Here is an 18,159-nt window from a genome sequence, read left to right on the forward strand (position 1 = left end):
TTAGACAATAAAAAAAAACGGCGAGTGCCGTTTTAATTTGCTTCTTTTAGTGTTGCTAGATAATCCAAGGCATCTTGGACATTGGCGATCGGAACGATTTTCATATCCGTGTCTAACTTTTTCGCTGCTGCTACTGCCTCTTCATAATTTGTTTTGATGGAAGGATCTATTTCACGCTCTTCGTCAGTGATTTCATCATCTGGGGCAAAGAAGATTTCTGCACCACTTTCACTGGCACTCGCTACTTTTTTATCGATCCCACCGATTCGACCAACGGTTCCGTCAGCTGAAATCGTTCCTGTCCCAGCTATGTTGTGACCTTTACGTAGGTTATCTCCGGTCAACTGTTCATAGATTTCAAGGGTGAACATCAAACCAGCGGAAGGTCCTCCGATATTGCCAGAATCGATCACGATCTCTTCATCAGAAGTGATCTCTGTATGATCGACGAGGGAGATGCCAATACCGGCTTTTTGATTGCTCTCCAGTTCAATTAGTTTGCCCGTTGCTTCTTTTTCTTCGCCATCTTGCAAGTAAGTCACGGTGATTTCATCACCAATGGTTTGACTTTGGACGTAGTCTATAAAATCTTGACTGCTTTTAAATTCTTTACCATTGACTGCGGTGACGGTATCTCCAACGGATATTTTCCCAGCAAAGCTGGAATTTGGATCGATCCCCATGACATAGACCCCTTTATAGGTCATTTCATAAGGTAAGTCTGCCAGCTTTAATGCTTGCTCAATCGCACTATTTTGCGAGGATTCCATATAGTAGCGTTGAATGCGGTTGTACTCCTCATCTGTCGCACCGCCTAAAAGTTCTTCCTCACTGATCAAGTCTTGGAATTCATTGAATTTCGTTCCAATCGCTGTGAACACGGTAGCTTGTCGAATTCCAACACTGGTCAAAGAAAAGGAGCCGGCTGATGTGTCTTCTTTTTGATTGACGGTAATCAGCTCTTTTAAATCGATCGTTGCTCCTGGTTGCTCGATATAATAGGGAATCGGCAAAAAGGCACAAGCGGCGATGATCAGCGCTAAAACAAACAAGAGAACATATTTGATCGTTGATTTAAGATTCATTGGTATCACGCTTCTTTACTATAGCATCGTAGATATTTTGAGGTAAATATTCGGCAACATCGCCGTTAAAGGTTAAGATCTCTTTCAACAAACTGGAACTGATGAAACTATGTTTTGCGTCTGCTAAAAGAAAGACGGTCTCTAATGAGGGTTCTAGGTGATGGTTCATTTCCATAATGTCCCGCTCATATTCATAGTCTTTCACACTGCGAATGCCTCTAAGCAGAAACTGGGCACCTAATTTTTTCGCAATCGTGACTGTTAGCTCTGTTTCTTGTGCCAGAATTTTGACGTTAGGAATATGGGCGAGGGCTTCTTCGATCAAATGAACTTTTTCTTCACTAGTAAAAAAACTTTTTTTATTGGTGTTTGTAAAAACGCCGACGATCAATTCATCGAAAAGCGTGGCTCCTCGCTCGATCAGATCAACATGACCGGATGTCAATGGGTCAAAACTCCCTGGAAATAAAGCAATCTTTTTCACGTTATCCCTCATTTCTATAGATCGTCACTGCCGATATGCCATAGGTTTGGGCACGGACCAAATGCAACGAGCCGATTTGTTCTGGTAAGACGATGGACTTGTCTGTTTCGCAAACTACGTAAGCAAAGGGGCGGATCAATCCGTCTATCATCATTGATTCCACTTGTTGCACAATCTCTTGCTTTGCGTAAGGTGGATCTAAAAAGAGATAGTCAAAACTTTGTCCCTCAGCTGCAAACTGCCGTAAAGCTTGATTCGCATCCATTTTTAGCACCGTGAACTTTTCGGGTTCTTTGGTTATAGCAATATTTTCGCGGATCACTTTGGTTGCTGGAAAACTACGGTCGACACAAACCGCATGATCAGCTCCCCGAGAGACCGCTTCGATAGCTAAGCCCCCGCTTCCGCTGAATAAATCCAGTACAACACCTCCATCTAAATATTGCCCTAACATGTTAAAAATCGCCCCTTTTACTTTGTCTGTCGTGGGGCGAGTGTTGTCTCCAGCGAGACTTTTTAATCTGCGGCCACCATATTCTCCGGCTACTACACGCATGCTTTTTTCCCTCCAAGATCTTCGTAAATACAAATATAGCACTGTTTCTATAAATAGCAATAAAAAAATGGCGGTGACTCAAGGCACCCCCACTTTTTTATTACACGTTTTCTGCCAATCGAATCATCGTATTTTTTTCTTCGATATCAAACCCTTCATCTTTCACTGGATAGGCTGCTGACGTACCAATTTTTTCAGCAAAATCCATTTCGACATCTGGTCGATAGGAAGCTTCAACTTGTCGAACAAAGTGAAACTGCTCGATTTTTGTTTTTTTGCTTTCGTATTCTTCTTCGTTCAAATACATGACCACGTATTTCATCTTGCGTGACACATAATGAACAAAACCAAAACGGCGCAAATTCTTTAGTTGACGTAGGCTGTAAACCCATACGATCAATCCTCGACGCTTTTGCATCGTAAAAGGCTCTTTATCCTCGTGCATGACAATTTCCTCCACAACTTGATTTTGATTGAAAAAAGGGACTCCCAGCGTCCACTTTGACAGAGGGAGAAAAACAAGTAGAGATCGCCACAGTCAGTTCATCCAGCAAACGCTGCAGTTGTGTTTCACTCCAGCGATACTCACTTACTTGTTCATTAAGATCCAACTGCCGCTTGGCTGTGCGCAACGCCCGTTTTTTTTCTTTGAAATCAGGCGCATACTCACCGAAAGCTTCAATTCTTTCAAAATCTAGTTTTTTTTCTAAAAACGATCGCATCAATGTCTGAACATCAGGGTCTTGATGCATGACCTGTTTCGCTTTTTGATAGGTTTTACACGTTTCACTTGCTCTGATTGCCTTCACAAGTGCTTCAATTTGATCTTCAATCTCAAAAAAGGCTTCATCGTAAATCATCTGACGTACTATCCTCGGTCCCTTCCACATCTTCTTGCACTAAGACTACCATATTTGCTTCAGAAAAAGCAATTCCTATCTTTTCTGATTGTTCATGGGTAAGGCGCTCAGTAAATCTTGGGTTACTGAACCATGACAAAATCGTAAAAGTTGGATCATAAACAGGCGCTTCGAAGATTGAAGCAGATGCTTCCAATTCCTTTTCCGCTAACAACTCTCGCCATTCGTCATTCGATAAGACAAAATTACTTGTCTTTTCCGAAGAAAGTGCTCGTTGATAAGAATGGATTCGTTGAGAAGTCAAATAGTCTGATAGGTTATTCGTCAAATTAAATAAAAGTCCAGCTGCTTCTTGATGTGTTTGGGTATCTTGTGAGAAGCTGTCTAAGCCGATTTGCTGGCGAATTTTATCGATGATAACAAACGCCAAGGTCTCTTTTTCAAGGTTGGCTTGGGCTTGGTCAATTGTTTGCGAAACTTGAAACAGCGGTCGCTGCCCTTCCGTCAAGGGATAAGGTGCCAGTTTAAGTAATGTGGTCTGATCCAAGTAAGTGACGGCTTGCAGTTGGGCAGTCTCCTGATCAAAGAACAAAACAGCAAATGTCCCGTTGTCAAAAGCCACTAATGGACGGTAGTTCATATCTTCTTCCATCAATTCGAAACTGATCGCACGATCATTTTGTGTCAAGGTAAAGTTAGGATAGATCATGGTCAACTCCGTCAAGTCAGTCAAGGTCATGCCCATCGTAAAAGGTGCCAGGGAAGAGCCCCCGGCGCCGATTACTTTGATTGCTTGCACACTTTCACCATCGGTATTGATCTCAACATACTGTTGATCGTCTAATTGATTGTAGACCCGAATTTCAAACTCGTAACCTGATCGATATGTTTGAACTGGAAGACCATAGACTTCTTCGAAATCCGAAACAGGTTCCCCGATCAATTCAGCTAATCCTTGAGCTGCGATTGGTTCGTAATTCATGCTTGTTGGTGCTTTGATTGGGTTTTCGATCGTCACTCTTGAATCTGAAGCGTTTTGCATGAAAACTGGCTGCAAATACACGATTATTAGGGCTAGGACAAATAAGCCGCAAAACAATAATCCTCTTCGCTTCATCTGTGGATCGACTCCTTACTTCTCTTTGACTTCAATCAAAAGATCTCCTGACTGAATTGGTTCCCCATCGGTTACATACACATGTTCAACTACGCCTGAGAAGCGGGCTTCAACCGAAGTTTCCATTTTCATCGCTTCCGTGACCATCAAGGTTTGTCCACGTGCCACCCGGTCGCCTTTTTTGACTAATACTTCTAAAACTGAGCCACTCATCGAAGCACCGATCTGTTCTTTGTTCGTTGGCTCTGCTTTACGTTTCGTTTGAACAGAGCTGATGATTGAGTTGTCCTTAACGACGATTTCTCGGCGTTGTCCGTTCAAGTTAAAGAAGAGTGTTCGGTTGCCTTCAATATCTGGCTCACCGATCTCATCTAGACGAATGATCAAGATTTTGCCTTTTTCTAATTCAACATTGATCGTTTCACCTAAGCGCATGCCGTTAAAGAAAGTTGGAGTATCAAGAACTTTCACATCTGCAAACTGTTCATAAGCTTTTCGATAATCAAGGAAGACTTGCGGATACATCAAGTAGCTCAAGACTTCTTCATGTTTTGGTTCATAGCCGATTTTCTCCGCTAGTTCTTGCTTCACATCAGCAAAATCAACTGGCTTCGCGAATGTTCCAGGACGTTCGGTAAAGGCTGGGCGTCCTTTCAAGATAATGCGCTGTAATTCTTTCGGGAAGCCACCAACTGGCTGACCTAACTCACCTTGGAAGAATGTGATTACTGACTCAGGGAAGCTTAATGTATCGCCTTTTTCAAAAACATCTTTCTCAGACAAGCCATTTTGAACCATAAAGAGTGCCATGTCCCCAACGACTTTCGAAGAAGGCGTCACTTTCACGATGTCTCCAAACATCATATTGACTTCATGATACATTTCTTTGATTTCATCCCATTTTTCGCCTAAACCAACGGCTTTGGCTTGCTGCTGGAGATTGGTATATTGTCCCCCCGGCATTTCATGCTTGTACACTTCCGTTTGAGGTGCGTTCAAGCCATTTTCAAAGGAATGATAGTACATGCGGACATCTTCCCAGTAGTGGTTCAACTGTTGGATGTTGTCTACATTGATTTCTGGGCAGCGTTCGCCGTTCAATAGTGCATAATACAAACTACTCATACTTGGTTGACTCGTTGCGCCACTGACCGCTGACATAGCGACATCCACGATGTCAACACCGGCTTTAGTAGCTGCTGAGTAAGTAATGATCCCATTTCCACTCGTATCATGGGTATGCAGATGAATCGGCACATCGATCGTATCCTTTAGCTCACTGATCAAACGATAAGCCGCTTGCGGTTTTAATAATCCAGCCATATCCTTGATAGCAATGATATGGGCACCAAGGTTTTGCAATTCTTTCGCCATATCTTTGTAGTATTGTACTGAATATTTTTGACGGGTCGGATCATTGATATCCCCGGTATAACAAATCGTTGCTTCTGCAATTTTTCCTGTATCGCGAACGGCTTGAATACTTTTCTCCATTTGTGGAACCCAGTTTAAACTATCAAAGATTCGGAACACATCAATTCCTTGCGCTGCAGATTCTTTGATGAATTCTTCCAATACATTGTCTGGATAATTGGAATATCCCACAGCATTGGAGCCTCTAAACAACATTTGCAACAAGGTATTCGGCATTTTTTTCCGGAACATCCGCAATCTTTCCCATGGATCTTCTGTTAAGAAACGGTAGGCAACGTCGAACGTTGCTCCACCCCACATTTCACTTGAGAACAATTGTGGCAGGCCAGCTTCCGTCATCGCGGCAATTTTCTTAAAGTCATGGGTTCTTACACGAGTTGCCAACAAACTTTGATGGGCATCTCGGAAGGTTGTATCCGTCAGTAAGACATTGTTTTGTTGACCGATCCATTCAACGACACCCTCGGCACCTTTCGTATCTAAAATATTTTTGGCGCTGACAAAATCAGGCGTTGCTTGGATGTGTTGTGGCATCCGTGGCTCATTATAAAATGGTTTCTTTTGTTTTTCGATCCCCGGAAATCCATTGATGGTAATTTCCCCGATATACTTCATGGTTTTGTTTCCACGATCACGAATCCGAGGGAAATTGAATAGTTCCGGCGTATTGTCGATAAAGGTGGTTTTGGCTTCACCCGAACGAAAGGCTGGATGAGAAACGACATTTCGCATGAAGAGAATGTTTGTTTTTACCCCACGTACACGAAATTCTTTCAAACAGCGCATCATTTTCTGAATCGCTTGATCAAAGGTTGCCGCATGTGTACAGACTTTTACAAGCAGTGAGTCGAAATACGGGGTTACCACCGCACCTGCGTAAGCATTTCCGACATCCAAACGAACCCCAAATCCACCTGGAGAACGGTAGGTATCAATCTTACCAGTATCTGGCATAAAATTATTCGCTGGATCTTCCGTTGTCACGCGACATTGAATCGCAACCCCTTCGAAGCGAATATCTTTTTGTTCAGGAATCCCAATTTCTTTATGCAGATCCTTGCCTTGTGCAATTAGTATTTGTGTCGTCACGATATCTAAATTGGTGATCATTTCAGTGATTGTATGTTCCACTTGGACCCGAGGGTTTACTTCGATAAAGTAAAATTTATCGCCTTCAACTAAAAATTCCACTGTTCCGGCATTGATATAGCCAACATGCTTCATCAATTGAACGGCAGCTTGACAAATTTTTTCCCGTTGTTCAGTCGTCATTGACACACAAGGTGCCACTTCGACTACTTTTTGGTGACGGCGCTGAACAGAGCAGTCACGTTCAAATAGATGGACGACATTTCCGTGCGTATCCCCTAGAATTTGGACTTCAATATGTTTTGGATTACTAATATATTTTTCAACGTAAACTTCGTCACTACCAAATGCCGCTTTCGCTTCACTTTTGGCACGTTCGTAGCCATCACGTGCTTCTTTTTCATCATGAGCGACACGCATGCCTCGACCACCGCCGCCAAGAGCTGCTTTGATCATGATTGGATAGTCATGTTCGTCAGCGAATGCTAAAACGTCGTCAATCGATGCCACTGGACCGTCAGATCCGGGAATGGATTGAATCCCCGCCTCGATCGCTGCTGCTTTTGCTTTGATCTTGTCGCCAAAAATATCTAAGTGGTGAGTGGATGGTCCGATGAAAATCAAACCTTCTTCTTCACAGCGCTGAGCAAAGCCCAGGTTTTCTGATAAAAAACCATACCCTGGATGAATCCCTTCAGCCCCGGCTTTTTTCGCTGTGCGAATAATATCTTCAATGTCTAAATACGCATCAATCGGCCGTTTGCCTTTCCCCACTAAATACGCTTCGTCTGCTTTAAAACGATGGACGGAGTATTCATCCTCCGCAGCATAAATACCGACTGTTTTGATTCCTAACTCCGCACATGCGCGGAAGACACGAATCGCGATTTCTCCACGATTGGCAACAAGAATTTTCTTCATCTAATCCACTCCATTCAATTGATCAATAATTCAAATAATATTGTTTCCTCTTTTCTTCGGCACTGATATTTAATACAAAACCAATACAAATCGACAGCATCAGCAAACTTGACCCACCCTGACTTAAAAACGGAAAAGTGATTCCCGTCAATGGGATCAAACCAGTGATCCCCCCTAAGTTGATGAAAATCTGAGACATAAATAATGTCCCTATGCCGATACACATCATGGAATTAAAGGGATCTCTTGAACGGATACCGACAAGAAAGATCCGTCCCACCATATAGAACAAAACACCTAAGATAATGATCGATGGGATCAAGCCTAATTCTTCCATAACGATCGAAAATATATAATCGGTGTGCGCTTCGTTTAAGAAGCCACGTTTTTGGATACTATTTCCAAGCCCGCGTCCGAAAAGCCCACCGTTGAACATTGCATAATACCCATTGACCATTTGATGACCTGTATTGTATTCATCCGCAAATGGGTTTAAAAATGATGAGAAGCGACTATAGACATAATCAGGTAAAAGCTTTCCACCAGTTAAATTTACCAAGAAGACGATCAATGTACTGCCTACGATTCCTGCCACACCTAATATCAGGGTATACAGGTAATTCAGACCACTAGATAATAAAACGACAAAAGCCAGTAGCATGACGATCACAGCATTCCCGAAGTCGGGATAAAAGGCCATGATCCCGGTGTAGACGAAGACGATTCCGATTGGACGCCAAACCGTTTTCCAAAACTCTTGTTGGATACCTTTTTGACGATAGGAAAGAGTCACAGATAAAAACCAGATGACAATAAATTTCAAGTACTCAGCTGGTTGAATGGAAAAGCCCGCAATTGTTAACCAACCATGTGCCCCGTTTCTTCTTGGGAAAAAGAAGGCAGCGATCAATAAAAACAAAATGACGATCATGGCGATCTGGACAAATTTTTTGTTCCGAAAAACATCCGTTTTCATTTTATACATGACAGTGATTGCTACTAGACTCAACAACCAGAATATTGCTTGATTGATGACGTAAGAAGCAGCTGTGGTCGGTTGTGTGGCGGTCATCGCAACATAGGATGTGGAGCTGTAGACCATCATCAAACCCGTAACACACATCACTATATAAGGCAGTAAAATACTATAATCTAATAAATGTCTTTTCTTTACTTTTTCTGGCAAGTTTATGCCTCCTTGCCGATTTCAGGTGTCCGCTGGTCTTCATAGACCTCGCTGTACAATTGGTTCAAATCTTTTTCGAGATCCGCCATCAATTGTTGTCCTGTTTGATTATCGACGATCCCCAAGCGGATCGCAAATGCCACTTGCCGTGATAGACCATACATTTGGGTATCAACCACTTCTTCAAATGCTTTGCATTGTGCGATACATAAACTATTTTCTTGGTTTCGGATCAGCTTTTTGATTCGTTCTGCGTCATCTCTAAGCAGATCTAGCGCTTTTGTAGAATCGATGTGCTCCATTCCGGTCCCCCCCATTTCTTCGTTTCACCATTATAGCATATTCTCTCTGGCTTTTGCATCATTAGATTGCATAGAAATACGTAAATGACGAACTTTAACGAGTATATTTTCAAAAAGTTCGTTTTTTAGCGAAGATCGTTCGTTTTTTCAATTTTTCATTCGCTTTATCTTCATGAATCGCGCTGATAGCCGTGAAACAAATACCCGATGTGGAACATAACGCAAAAAACGTCCTTTACTAAAATTTAAGAAAAGCTGCTCTATCAACTTTTCTTAAAAATATTCCTGTTACTTTTTCCACAATTTATTTTTTAAAAAAAGAACAGGTCCAAAAGTCCCTGTTCTTTCACTTTGCATGAAAAGAAAAATCGTTTACCTTGTTTCGTCGCCGATCTTGCCATCTCCATTGATGTCCTCATCGGAAAGACGTTCGACTTCTTTAATAAAACCTTCGCTCATCTCTTGATAGTTCTGCTCACCAACGACCGCATCATCAGGAATTTGATCGACATTCGCAAAAAACTCAATATGATTGTGTAGATTTTCAAAGCGCATAGGAGCATCTCCGCCGTATTCACCATCAAGGTTGATCATTAATCGATTGACCTGCTCTGGCGCGTCTACTTCAAGAAAAGATGTTTTCGTATAAATCAGACGACGATCGTTGATGTGCTTGCCACCATTCATCATTAAAGCAACTAAGTGGACAATCTCAAAAATATTGGCCGTTTTGACAATGATCAACGAAAATTTCCCATCGTCAAGCTTTGCGTCAGGGGCAATCTGTTCAAAACCTCCCACTGAATTCGTTAGTCCTAAAAAGAACATTGAGGCTCCGCCAATGTATTCTCCGTCTTCATACTTTAGATGCATTTTGATCGGTTTGACGCGGGGCAGTAATTCAGCTCCTTTTGCTAAATAAGCTAAGTAGCCAAAGATACTTTTCAATTCAGAAGGAACATCGTAGGTCAATTCCGTTAAGTGCCCACCAGCAGCAATGTTGATAAAATACGTGTTGGGTGTTTTTCCGACATCCATCTTCACCGTTTGCTGCTTCAAAATCACTTCCGCAGCTGCTTTGATATCTGTACGGGGAATTTTTAGTGCTCGTGCGTAGTCATTGGTCGTGCCTCCAGGAATGATCGCCATTTTTGGTCGCTTTTCTAAAGGAGCGATCCCATTGACGACTTCATTGATCGTGCCATCACCACCGGCAGCTACCACCAAATCAAAACCAGCTTCGCCGGCTCTTCTTGCTTCATCACGAGCGGAAAATGGCGCAGCGGTGGTGGCAAATGCACTCGCCTCATAACCGCCAGTTTCCAAAACATCTAAAATATCTGCTAAATTTTTTCGAATCAATTCTTTCCCAGATGTCGGGTTATAGATTACTCTTGCTCTTTTCATCGCTTGCCTCTTATCGCTTTGCTAGTTCTTCTTGCAACAGCTTGTTCACAACGCCTGGATTCGCTTGTCCTTTGGTTGCTTTCATGATTTGACCAACTAAGAAACCAACTGCGCGGTCTTTTCCGTTTTTAAAGTCATCGACGGATTGTTGGTTGTTATCTAGTACTTCATTGATCATTGGTAGTAATTGCGCAGGATCTGATAATTGGATCAATCCTTTGGCTTTTACGACTTCTTCAGCGTCGCCGCCGTTTGTGATCAATTCTTTGAAGACTTTTTTCGCAATCTTCGAGCTGATCGTGCCATCGGCGATCAAACGAATCATTCCCGCTAAATTGTCTGGGGTTAATTTCGTTTCTGGCAGTTCCAATTTTTCACTGTTCAGATACGCTGAAACTTCCCCCATCAACCAGTTAGAAGCTTGTTTGGGATCAGCACCGGCATCAATGGTTTTTTCAAAGAAATCGGACATTTCTTTTGATAAAGTCAAGACCATTGCATCGTATTCTGGTAAGCCCAATTCAGAGATGTAACGGGCACGACGTTTTTGCGGCATTTCTGGCAAGCTTTGACGTACCCGTTCGATCCATTCATCATCGATCACAAATCGTGGGATATCTGGTTCTGGGAAGTAACGATAATCAGAAGAACCTTCTTTGACACGCATCAATAAAGTTTTGCTGGTTGCTTCATCAAAACGACGAGTTTCTTGTTGGATCTCGCCTCCAGAAAGCAATACTTTGGCTTGGCGTTTTTCTTCAAATGCTAAACCTTTTTTCACGAAGGACATAGAGTTTAAGTTTTTCAATTCTGTTTTTGTTCCGAATTGTTCTTGGCCGTAAGGTCGCAACGAAATATTGGCGTCGCAACGCATGGAACCTTCTTCCATCTTCACATCAGATACTTCTGTAAACAAGATGATTGAGCGCAATGCTTCTAGATACGCATATGCTTCTTCTGGTGAACGCATATCCGCTTCGGAAACGATCTCGATCAAAGGGGTTCCTTGACGATTCAGATCCACATAAGAATAACCGCCTTTGCCGTGCATGTTTTTCCCAGCATCTTCTTCCAAATGAACTCGCTCGATGCGAATTTTTTTCTTTTTGCCTTCGACTTCAATTTCAATCCACCCGTCATGACCGATTGGTTGGTCAAATTGAGAGATTTGATAGGCTTTCGGATTATCGGGATAGAAATAGTTTTTGCGGTCGAAATGCGTTTCTTTTGAGATTTCACAATTCAACGCAAGCGCAGCTTTCATCCCAAATTCGATAGCCGCTTTGTTCATTACTGGTAAAACACCTGGATAGCCCCAGTCGATCACATTCGTGTTGCTATTTGGTTCAGCGCCAAAGTGAGCAGGTGCTGGAGAAAAAATCTTTGATTCTGTTTTTAATTCTACGTGGACTTCAAGCCCAATGACTGTTTCGAAGTTCATGCCTTATCCCCTCCTAAAATCACTGGTTTTTTCGTGTGGAAATCAGTTGCTTGTTCAAAGGCATAAGCCGCTTTATACATGGTTGCTTCATCAAAATGTTTCCCAATGATCTGCAAGCCGACTGGCAGTCCTTCAGAAAAACCTGCTGGGATCGACATCCCTGGCAGTCCTGCTAAGTTCACAGGAATGGTTAAAATATCATTTAAGTACATGGTAATTGGATCATTGATATTTTCTCCAATACCAAATGCTACCGTTGGTGATGCTGGGCCAATGATCAAATCGTATTGGCTGAAGACCTTATCGAAATCTTGTTTGATCAACGTCCGAACTTGACCGGCTTTTTTGAAGTAGGCATCATAGTAGCCAGCACTTAGTGAAAACGTACCTAACATGATCCGGCGTTTGACTTCTTCCCCGAATCCTTCACTACGCGAATTGACATAGACATCTTCTAAATTGCGGACATTTTCTGAACGGAAACCGTAACGGATACCGTCAAAACGTTGCAAATTAGAACTTGCTTCAGAAGATGCGATGATATAGTAAACAGCTACCCCATATTTTGAATGTGGCAAGCTGACTTCTTCCACGGTCGCTCCTAACGCACGGAAAGTGTCTGCAGCTTTTAAGATTGCTTCCCGGACGCCTGCTTGAATTCCTTCACCTAAGTATTCTTTTGGTAAAGCAACTTTCATGCCTTTGATATCACCAGTCAAACCTGCTGTAAAATCAGGAACAGCTGTCCCGGCTGACGTACTATCTTTTGCATCAAACCCACTGATGGCATTTAATGCGATGGCATTGTCTTTCACACCACGGGTCATCGGACCAATTTGATCTAACGAGGATGCAAACGCGATCAGACCAAAACGAGAAACCCGTCCATATGTTGGCTTCAGCCCGACGATTCCATTGAAAGCTGCTGGTTGGCGAATCGAACCACCTGTATCGCTACCTAATGATAATGGGACTTGTCCCGCTGCAACGGCAGCCGCCGAGCCACCTGATGAACCACCAGGTACTTTTGTCTCATCCCAAGCGTTTTTCGTTTTCTTAAAGAACGACGTTTCGGTACTTGCGCCCATGGCAAATTCATCCATGTTTAACTTACCAACTGGAATCATGTCTGCTTGGTAAACTTTGTCCATGACTGTTGCATCGTAGATTGGGTCAAAGTTGCCTAAAATTTTAGAAGCCGCTGTTGTGCGTAGATCTTTCGTAACAATGTTATCTTTGATCCCAATGGGAATCCCAGCCAACACATTGCTTTCAGTGATACCTTTTTGATCGATAGCTTGCGCTAACGCATGGGCTTTTTCTTCGTTCAATGCAAGAAACGCATCGACTTTCGGCTCTGTTTCTTTAATGCGAGCAAAGGTTTCGCTCGTTAGATCTGTCGCAGTGATTTCTTTTGATACTAATAAGCTATGCAATTCTTCTAAGCTTTTATTATATAGTTCAGTCATTAGGCACCCGCCTCCCCATTGTCAATGATTGCAGGCACTTTAATAAAGCCTTCTTCGGATTCTGGAACATTTTTCATTAATTCATCACGGTCCCAGCCACCGGTCGTTACATCTTCACGCATCACATTGATCGTTTCTGCGACATTCGATGTAAAGGGTACTCCTGTAGTATCCACTTCTTCCAGTGTTTCTACCATATCAATAATTTTTCCTAGCTGAGAGGTAAACTCATGTAATTCATCATCTGAGAATGAAAGTTTTGCTAGTTTGGCAACGTGTTTGACTTGTTCTTCGCTGATCGCCATAAAATCCTCCTCTTTCTCGCATCCGTAATCTACGTTTACGTTTTTCCAATGTATTGTATCATTTTTTTAACAAATCATGAAATAGAATTTGAAAATTATCAAATATAATTGCAAATAAAAGCAGAAATCATTTCTTTCCTCGTACTGCAGGGAAGAAATGATTTCAATTAGACAAGAAGAAACAACTGCTTCTCGTCTGTGACAATACTTAACAGTTATTGATCTGCCGAATGACTGCCTTCGATCGCAGCCACCATTTGAGCTTCATCCCAAACGGTAACGCCTAGGGACTGTGCTTTGGTCAGTTTACTGCCAGCCTCTTCCCCGGCAACAACGATATCAGTCTTTTTCGACACACTGCCTGTTACCTTCCCACCGAGATTTTCAATTCGTTCCTTGGCTTCTTCGCGGGTGAAATGACTCAATTTTCCTGTCAAAACAACTGTTTTCTCTTTAAATGGCGACTCCACTTCTTCCAATTGATCCGTTCTCAGCCCTAAATAAGCAAAGTTAACACCCGCTTTTTCAAGTTCATCTAAAAGGTCGTGAACTTCTTGATTGTCAAAATACGTAACGACACTTTCCGCAATTGTAGCACCAATGGTTTCCAACGAAATGATCTCTTCTTCTTTGGCTTTGCTAAGGGTTCGAAGGTCACCAAAATGTTCCGCTAAAATCCGAGCCGCTTTGGCACCAACATGACGGATGCCTAGCCCGAAAATCAAGCGCTCAACTGAATTTTCTTTGCTTTGATGGATGGCACGCAAAAGGTTATTAGCTGATTTCTCTTTGATTTTATCGAGGGTCAGCAATTGTTCTTCTGTTAAAAAGTACAAGTCGGCCACATCTTTAACTAAGGATTTATCGAACATTTGCTCTAAAACACGTGGCCCTAAACCATCAATATTCATAGCATTTCGGGAAACAAAGTGGCTTAACCCCTCTTTGATCTGCGCCGGACACTTCGGATTGATACAACGCAAGGCAACTTCTTCATCTAAATGGATCAGCTCACTCCCGCATTCGGGACAATGTGTAGGCGATTCAAAGGGTTCACTTGTTTCCGTGCGTTTTTCTTCCAAGACTTTCGCAACCTCTGGAATAATGTCCCCCGCCTTATAGATGATGACCGAATCGCCAATGCGAATGTCCTTCATTTTAATGAAATCTACATTATGCAAACTGGCGCGGCTGACCGTCGTTCCGGCAACCCGGACAGGGGTCATAACAGCGGTCGGTGTCACAACACCCGTTCGTCCCACGGTCCATTCGATCGTTTCGATCACTGTTTCCGCTTCTTCCGGTGGAAACTTATATGCCGCCGCCCATCGGGGTGCTTTTACGGTAAAGCCTAACGCATCTTGATCTTTAAAATTATTGACTTTGATGACTACGCCGTCAATCTCATACGGGAGCTCACTGCGCTTGTCATGAAACTCTTCGATATATGCCCACACTTCATCGATGGTGTGGCACACTCTGCGTTCGTGATTTGTACGAAAGCCTAATTGATCCAGTTCATTCAATGCTGAAAATTGATCATTAGCTTCAATTGGACCAAAGTCAGCTAGTGTGTATAAAAAGGTACTCAAGTTTCTTTGGGCTGCGATCCGAGTGTCTAATTGACGTAAGCTTCCAGCAGCTGCGTTTCTCGGATTGGCAAAAACCTCCACCCCTTCTTCTTCTCGCTGTTGATTCAATTTCAAAAACGAAGCCTTTGGCATATAGCATTCGCCACGAACTTCCAACGAGATCGGTTCTTTTAATTTCAGTGGGATCGATTTGACAGTCTTTAGGTTTTCTGTAATGTTTTCACCTACCGTACCATCTCCTCGAGTCGCTCCCCGAACAAAGCGCCCTTCTTCATATTTCAAGGAAATTGACAATCCATCGATCTTTAACTCGCAGACATAATCTACCGCTTTCCCCAATGCTTTTTGAACACGAGCATCAAAAGCCACGATTCCTTCTTTGTCAAAGACATCGTTCAGGCTATAAAGTGGGATATCATGGGTGACTTTTTCAAAGCCAGGTAAAATGATGCCGCCTACTCGTTGGGTGGGCGAGTCTTCGGTTATTAGCTGCGGATAATTGGTTTCAATTTCAACCAGTTCTGCATACAGCTGATCATAGAGATAATCTTCAACAGAAGGTTGATCTTTTACATAGTATTCGTACGCGTACTGATTTAATTGCGTACGCAGCTCTTCTGCTCGTGATTGGATTTCTTTTGAAGGGACATCCATCCTAATATCCTCCTTATTTTTCAACTTTTTCAATCGGCGCAAAGGCCGCCAACAGTCGTTTGACGCCTTGTTGTGGGAACGCCACATCTAATTCAATATCTTGCGCGCTGCCAGTCGTCCGAACGACCGTACCGATTCCCCATTTTTTATGTTGAACTTTCTCGCCTACTTGCCATGTATTACCAGCTGCAGAGGTCTGTTGCTTAGAAGCGACGGTCGTTTGACGCGGCTGTGTATAGCTCGGTTTAAAGACTTTTGGTTGAAACGGTGCAGCAGCTTTCGGTTGTGAACGCTCGCTTAATGATTGCAGCAGATCTTGTTCAATCTCCTCGATAAACCGTGACGGACGATTGTATTGGGTACGACCGTATAATGTTCTGGAAAAAGCGTTGGTCATAAAGAGCTCTTCCTCAGCACGAGTGATTCCCACATAAGCAAGGCGCCGTTCTTCTTCGAGTTCGCTTTCTTCCATTAAAGCCCGAGAAAGCGGGAAGATATTTTCTTCCAAACCAATCAAGAATACCACTGGAAACTCCAGTCCTTTTGCAGCATGCAAGGTCATCAACGTCACTTGACTACTTTCTTCTTCATAACTATCGACGTCTGACAATAAAGCTAAGTCATTTAAGAAAACACTCAACTTCTCATCTGGTGCATCTGCATCGTCTTCGTTTTGCGCCTCAAATCGTTTATCGAATTCTTGGGTAACCGATAAAAATTCTTCCAGGTTTTCAAGTCTAGCTTGTGCTTCTAAATTATTCTGGTTGACTAACTCTTGACGATAACCCGTTTTTTCTAATATTTCTTTCGTCAGTTCGGTTACTGAGAGGTAAGGAACCATTTGGGCGAAGCCATCCATCATCATCCCAAAGCTTCCTAATTCTTTGCCGGCCTTCCCCGAAATATTTGCTAACTCGACGTTCATGGCTGCTTCTAACAATGACCATTCATGAAGATTCGCAAACTCTCGTAGTTTCTCGACGGATGTCGCACCGATCCCACGTTTTGGTACATTGATGATTCGTTCCAAGCTGATGGAATCACGAGGATTGGCGATCGCCGATAAATAAGCCAAAATATCACGGATTTCTTTGCGGTCATAGAACTTTCTGCCGCCGACCATCGTATAAGGAACGTTGGCTTTTAAAAGCATTTCTTCAATGATCCGTGACTGCGCGTTGGTCCGATACAAAATCGCAAAATCACCGAATTTACGGTTCTTTTCTGCAATTTGTTTCTGCATTTCACTGACGATAAATCGCGCTTCATCTCGTTCACTATCCCCGCGATAATAAGTGATCTTTTCCCCATCACGATTTTCTGTCCACAGATTTTTATCTGGACGGTTGCGGTTATTTTTGATTACTTGGTTTGCCGCATTTAAAATCGTTTGCGTTGAACGATAGTTTTGCTCTAACAAAATCGTCGCGGCATCCGGATAGTCTTTTTCAAAGTCTAAAATATTTTGCATGTTGGCACCACGCCAACCGTAAATACTTTGGTCCGCATCCCCAACAACACAAAGATTTCGAAAACGAGCGGCCAATAAATTGACCAGCGTGTATTGGGCGTGGTTGGTATCTTGGTATTCATCGACATGGATATAGTGGAATTTCCGTTGGTAAAATTGCAGCGCATCTTCATTGTCTTGGAAGAGGCGGATCGTATTCATGATTAAATCATCGAAGTCCATGCATTGATTATTGCGCAGCTCTTTTTGATATTTTTCATAACAACGACCCACGATCTGCTCAAATAGACTACCTTCCATGGCTTGGTAAGCTTCAGGTGTCAATAGCTCGTTCTTTGCATGAGAGATCGTTCCCAAAATGGAACGAGGATCATATTTTTTGGGATCGATATTCAATTCTTTTAATACCCGTTTCATCAGGGTATTTTGTTCAGAAGAATCAACGATAGTAAAATTCTTCGAATAACCGATTCGATCAACATCTCTGCGCAAGATTCTGACACACATCGAGTGGAAGGTCGAGACCCAAACGTCTTCTCCACCGGAACCTAATAATTGGCTTACCCGTTCCTTCATTTCCCGCGCCGCTTTATTGGTAAAAGTGATGGCTAAAATGTTCCATGGATTTACATTTTTTTCTTCTATTAAATAGGCGATTCGGTGGGTTAGGACACGGGTCTTCCCGCTTCCTGCCCCTGCCATCAGCAGCAACGGTCCTTCCGTATGCATAACGGCTTCTTTTTGCCGTGGATTCATGCGTTCAAGTAATTCACTTTTGGATGACAT

The 18,159-nt window shown here is 42.7% G+C and carries 15 protein-coding genes; all 15 read right to left on the bottom strand.

The annotated features are described in order from the left end of the window. Positions 1-32: 32 nt before the first annotated feature. The 15 genes from IGJ01_RS09110 to pcrA all read right to left on the bottom strand — a co-directional run bounded on the left by IGJ01_RS09110 (position 33) and on the right by pcrA (position 18,159). Positions 33-1,085 carry a SepM family pheromone-processing serine protease gene (locus IGJ01_RS09110; protein WP_005235759.1) on the bottom strand — a complete coding sequence of 351 codons (1,053 nt, stop codon included), beginning with the start codon at positions 1,083-1,085 and terminating at the stop codon, positions 33-35. Next, positions 1,075-1,569: a pantetheine-phosphate adenylyltransferase gene (gene coaD / locus IGJ01_RS09115; protein WP_005231326.1), complete on the bottom strand. Its 495-nt coding sequence runs from the start codon at positions 1,567-1,569 to the stop codon at positions 1,075-1,077. Before coaD ends, IGJ01_RS09110 begins: the two co-directional genes overlap by 11 nt. A 1-nt stretch (position 1,570) precedes the next feature. Beyond that, a complete protein-coding gene (gene rsmD, locus IGJ01_RS09120) occupies positions 1,571-2,125 on the bottom strand; it encodes a 16S rRNA (guanine(966)-N(2))-methyltransferase RsmD (protein ID WP_430600976.1) in 555 nt (184 codons plus the stop codon). A 100-nt stretch (positions 2,126-2,225) separates the two neighbouring features. Continuing rightward, positions 2,226-2,570 (bottom strand): YlbG family protein, encoded by a 345-nt coding sequence (locus IGJ01_RS09125; RefSeq protein ID WP_005235753.1) that lies wholly within the window; start codon positions 2,568-2,570, stop codon positions 2,226-2,228. Beyond that, entirely contained in the window at positions 2,557-2,985 is a 429-nt protein-coding gene (locus IGJ01_RS09130; protein WP_430600977.1) for a YlbF family regulator, read from the bottom strand. Before IGJ01_RS09130 ends, IGJ01_RS09125 begins: the two co-directional genes overlap by 14 nt. Then, the gene (locus IGJ01_RS09135) at positions 2,972-4,102 is read right to left on the bottom strand and encodes a CAP-associated domain-containing protein (RefSeq protein ID WP_430600978.1); all 1,131 of its coding nucleotides are present in this window, start codon (positions 4,100-4,102) and stop codon (positions 2,972-2,974) included. Before IGJ01_RS09135 ends, IGJ01_RS09130 begins: the two co-directional genes overlap by 14 nt. A gap of 15 nt (positions 4,103-4,117) precedes the next feature. After that, positions 4,118-7,546: a pyruvate carboxylase gene (locus IGJ01_RS09140; protein ID WP_005235747.1), complete on the bottom strand. Its 3,429-nt coding sequence runs from the start codon at positions 7,544-7,546 to the stop codon at positions 4,118-4,120. Between the two features lie 22 nt (positions 7,547-7,568). Next, positions 7,569-8,732: an FtsW/RodA/SpoVE family cell cycle protein gene (locus tag IGJ01_RS09145; RefSeq protein WP_005235746.1), complete on the bottom strand. Its 1,164-nt coding sequence runs from the start codon at positions 8,730-8,732 to the stop codon at positions 7,569-7,571. Positions 8,733-8,734: 2 nt separating this feature from the next. After that, positions 8,735-9,034, bottom strand: coding sequence for a YlaN family protein (locus IGJ01_RS09150; RefSeq protein ID WP_008380108.1), 300 nt, complete (start codon positions 9,032-9,034; stop codon positions 8,735-8,737). 372 nt (positions 9,035-9,406) lie between these two features. After that, a complete protein-coding gene (locus IGJ01_RS09155) occupies positions 9,407-10,441 on the bottom strand; it encodes a diacylglycerol kinase (RefSeq protein WP_430600979.1) in 1,035 nt (344 codons plus the stop codon). A 10-nt stretch (positions 10,442-10,451) separates the two neighbouring features. Beyond that, complete coding sequence (gatB, locus tag IGJ01_RS09160) at positions 10,452-11,882, bottom strand: Asp-tRNA(Asn)/Glu-tRNA(Gln) amidotransferase subunit GatB (RefSeq protein WP_005225979.1); 1,431 nt, start codon at positions 11,880-11,882, stop codon at positions 10,452-10,454. Continuing rightward, positions 11,879-13,351, bottom strand: coding sequence for an Asp-tRNA(Asn)/Glu-tRNA(Gln) amidotransferase subunit GatA (gene gatA / locus IGJ01_RS09165; protein WP_315041923.1), 1,473 nt, complete (start codon positions 13,349-13,351; stop codon positions 11,879-11,881). The genes gatB and gatA overlap by 4 nt, the downstream gene beginning before the upstream one ends. Beyond that, complete coding sequence (gene gatC / locus IGJ01_RS09170; protein ID WP_005225977.1) at positions 13,351-13,656, bottom strand: Asp-tRNA(Asn)/Glu-tRNA(Gln) amidotransferase subunit GatC; 306 nt, start codon at positions 13,654-13,656, stop codon at positions 13,351-13,353. The genes gatA and gatC overlap by 1 nt, the downstream gene beginning before the upstream one ends. A 215-nt stretch (positions 13,657-13,871) precedes the next feature. Beyond that, positions 13,872-15,902 carry an NAD-dependent DNA ligase LigA gene (gene ligA, locus IGJ01_RS09175; protein ID WP_301389198.1) on the bottom strand — a complete coding sequence of 677 codons (2,031 nt, stop codon included), beginning with the start codon at positions 15,900-15,902 and terminating at the stop codon, positions 13,872-13,874. A gap of 13 nt (positions 15,903-15,915) precedes the next feature. Further along, positions 15,916-18,159 carry a DNA helicase PcrA gene (gene pcrA / locus IGJ01_RS09180; RefSeq protein WP_430600980.1) on the bottom strand — a complete coding sequence of 748 codons (2,244 nt, stop codon included), beginning with the start codon at positions 18,157-18,159 and terminating at the stop codon, positions 15,916-15,918.

Source organism: Enterococcus sp. AZ089, from assembly GCF_050547225.1.
In the GTDB taxonomy this organism is placed as follows: domain Bacteria; phylum Bacillota; class Bacilli; order Lactobacillales; family Enterococcaceae; genus Enterococcus_D; species Enterococcus_D entomosocium.

Bases quoted from the DNA above. Each gene is read 5' to 3' on its own strand.
- IGJ01_RS09110 (WP_005235759.1), bottom strand. From the start codon at position 1,085: ATGAATCTTAAATCAACGATCAAATATGTTCTCTTGTTTGTTTTAGCG.
- rsmD (WP_430600976.1), bottom strand. From the start codon at position 2,125: ATGCGTGTAGTAGCCGGAGAATATGGTGGCCGCAGATTAAAAAGTCTC.
- IGJ01_RS09125 (WP_005235753.1), bottom strand. From the start codon at position 2,570: ATGCACGAGGATAAAGAGCCTTTTACGATGCAAAAGCGTCGAGGATTG.
- IGJ01_RS09130 (WP_430600977.1), bottom strand. From the start codon at position 2,985: ATGATTTACGATGAAGCCTTTTTTGAGATTGAAGATCAAATTGAAGCA.
- IGJ01_RS09135 (WP_430600978.1), bottom strand. From the start codon at position 4,102: ATGAAGCGAAGAGGATTATTGTTTTGCGGCTTATTTGTCCTAGCCCTA.
- IGJ01_RS09140 (WP_005235747.1), bottom strand. From the start codon at position 7,546: ATGAAGAAAATTCTTGTTGCCAATCGTGGAGAAATCGCGATTCGTGTC.
- IGJ01_RS09150 (WP_008380108.1), bottom strand. From the start codon at position 9,034: ATGGAGCACATCGATTCTACAAAAGCGCTAGATCTGCTTAGAGATGAC.
- IGJ01_RS09155 (WP_430600979.1), bottom strand. From the start codon at position 10,441: ATGAAAAGAGCAAGAGTAATCTATAACCCGACATCTGGGAAAGAATTG.
- gatB (WP_005225979.1), bottom strand. From the start codon at position 11,882: ATGAACTTCGAAACAGTCATTGGGCTTGAAGTCCACGTAGAATTAAAA.
- gatA (WP_315041923.1), bottom strand. From the start codon at position 13,351: ATGACTGAACTATATAATAAAAGCTTAGAAGAATTGCATAGCTTATTA.
- gatC (WP_005225977.1), bottom strand. From the start codon at position 13,656: ATGGCGATCAGCGAAGAACAAGTCAAACACGTTGCCAAACTAGCAAAA.
- ligA (WP_301389198.1), bottom strand. From the start codon at position 15,902: ATGGATGTCCCTTCAAAAGAAATCCAATCACGAGCAGAAGAGCTGCGT.
- pcrA (WP_430600980.1), bottom strand. From the start codon at position 18,159: ATGTCATCCAAAAGTGAATTACTTGAACGCATGAATCCACGGCAAAAA.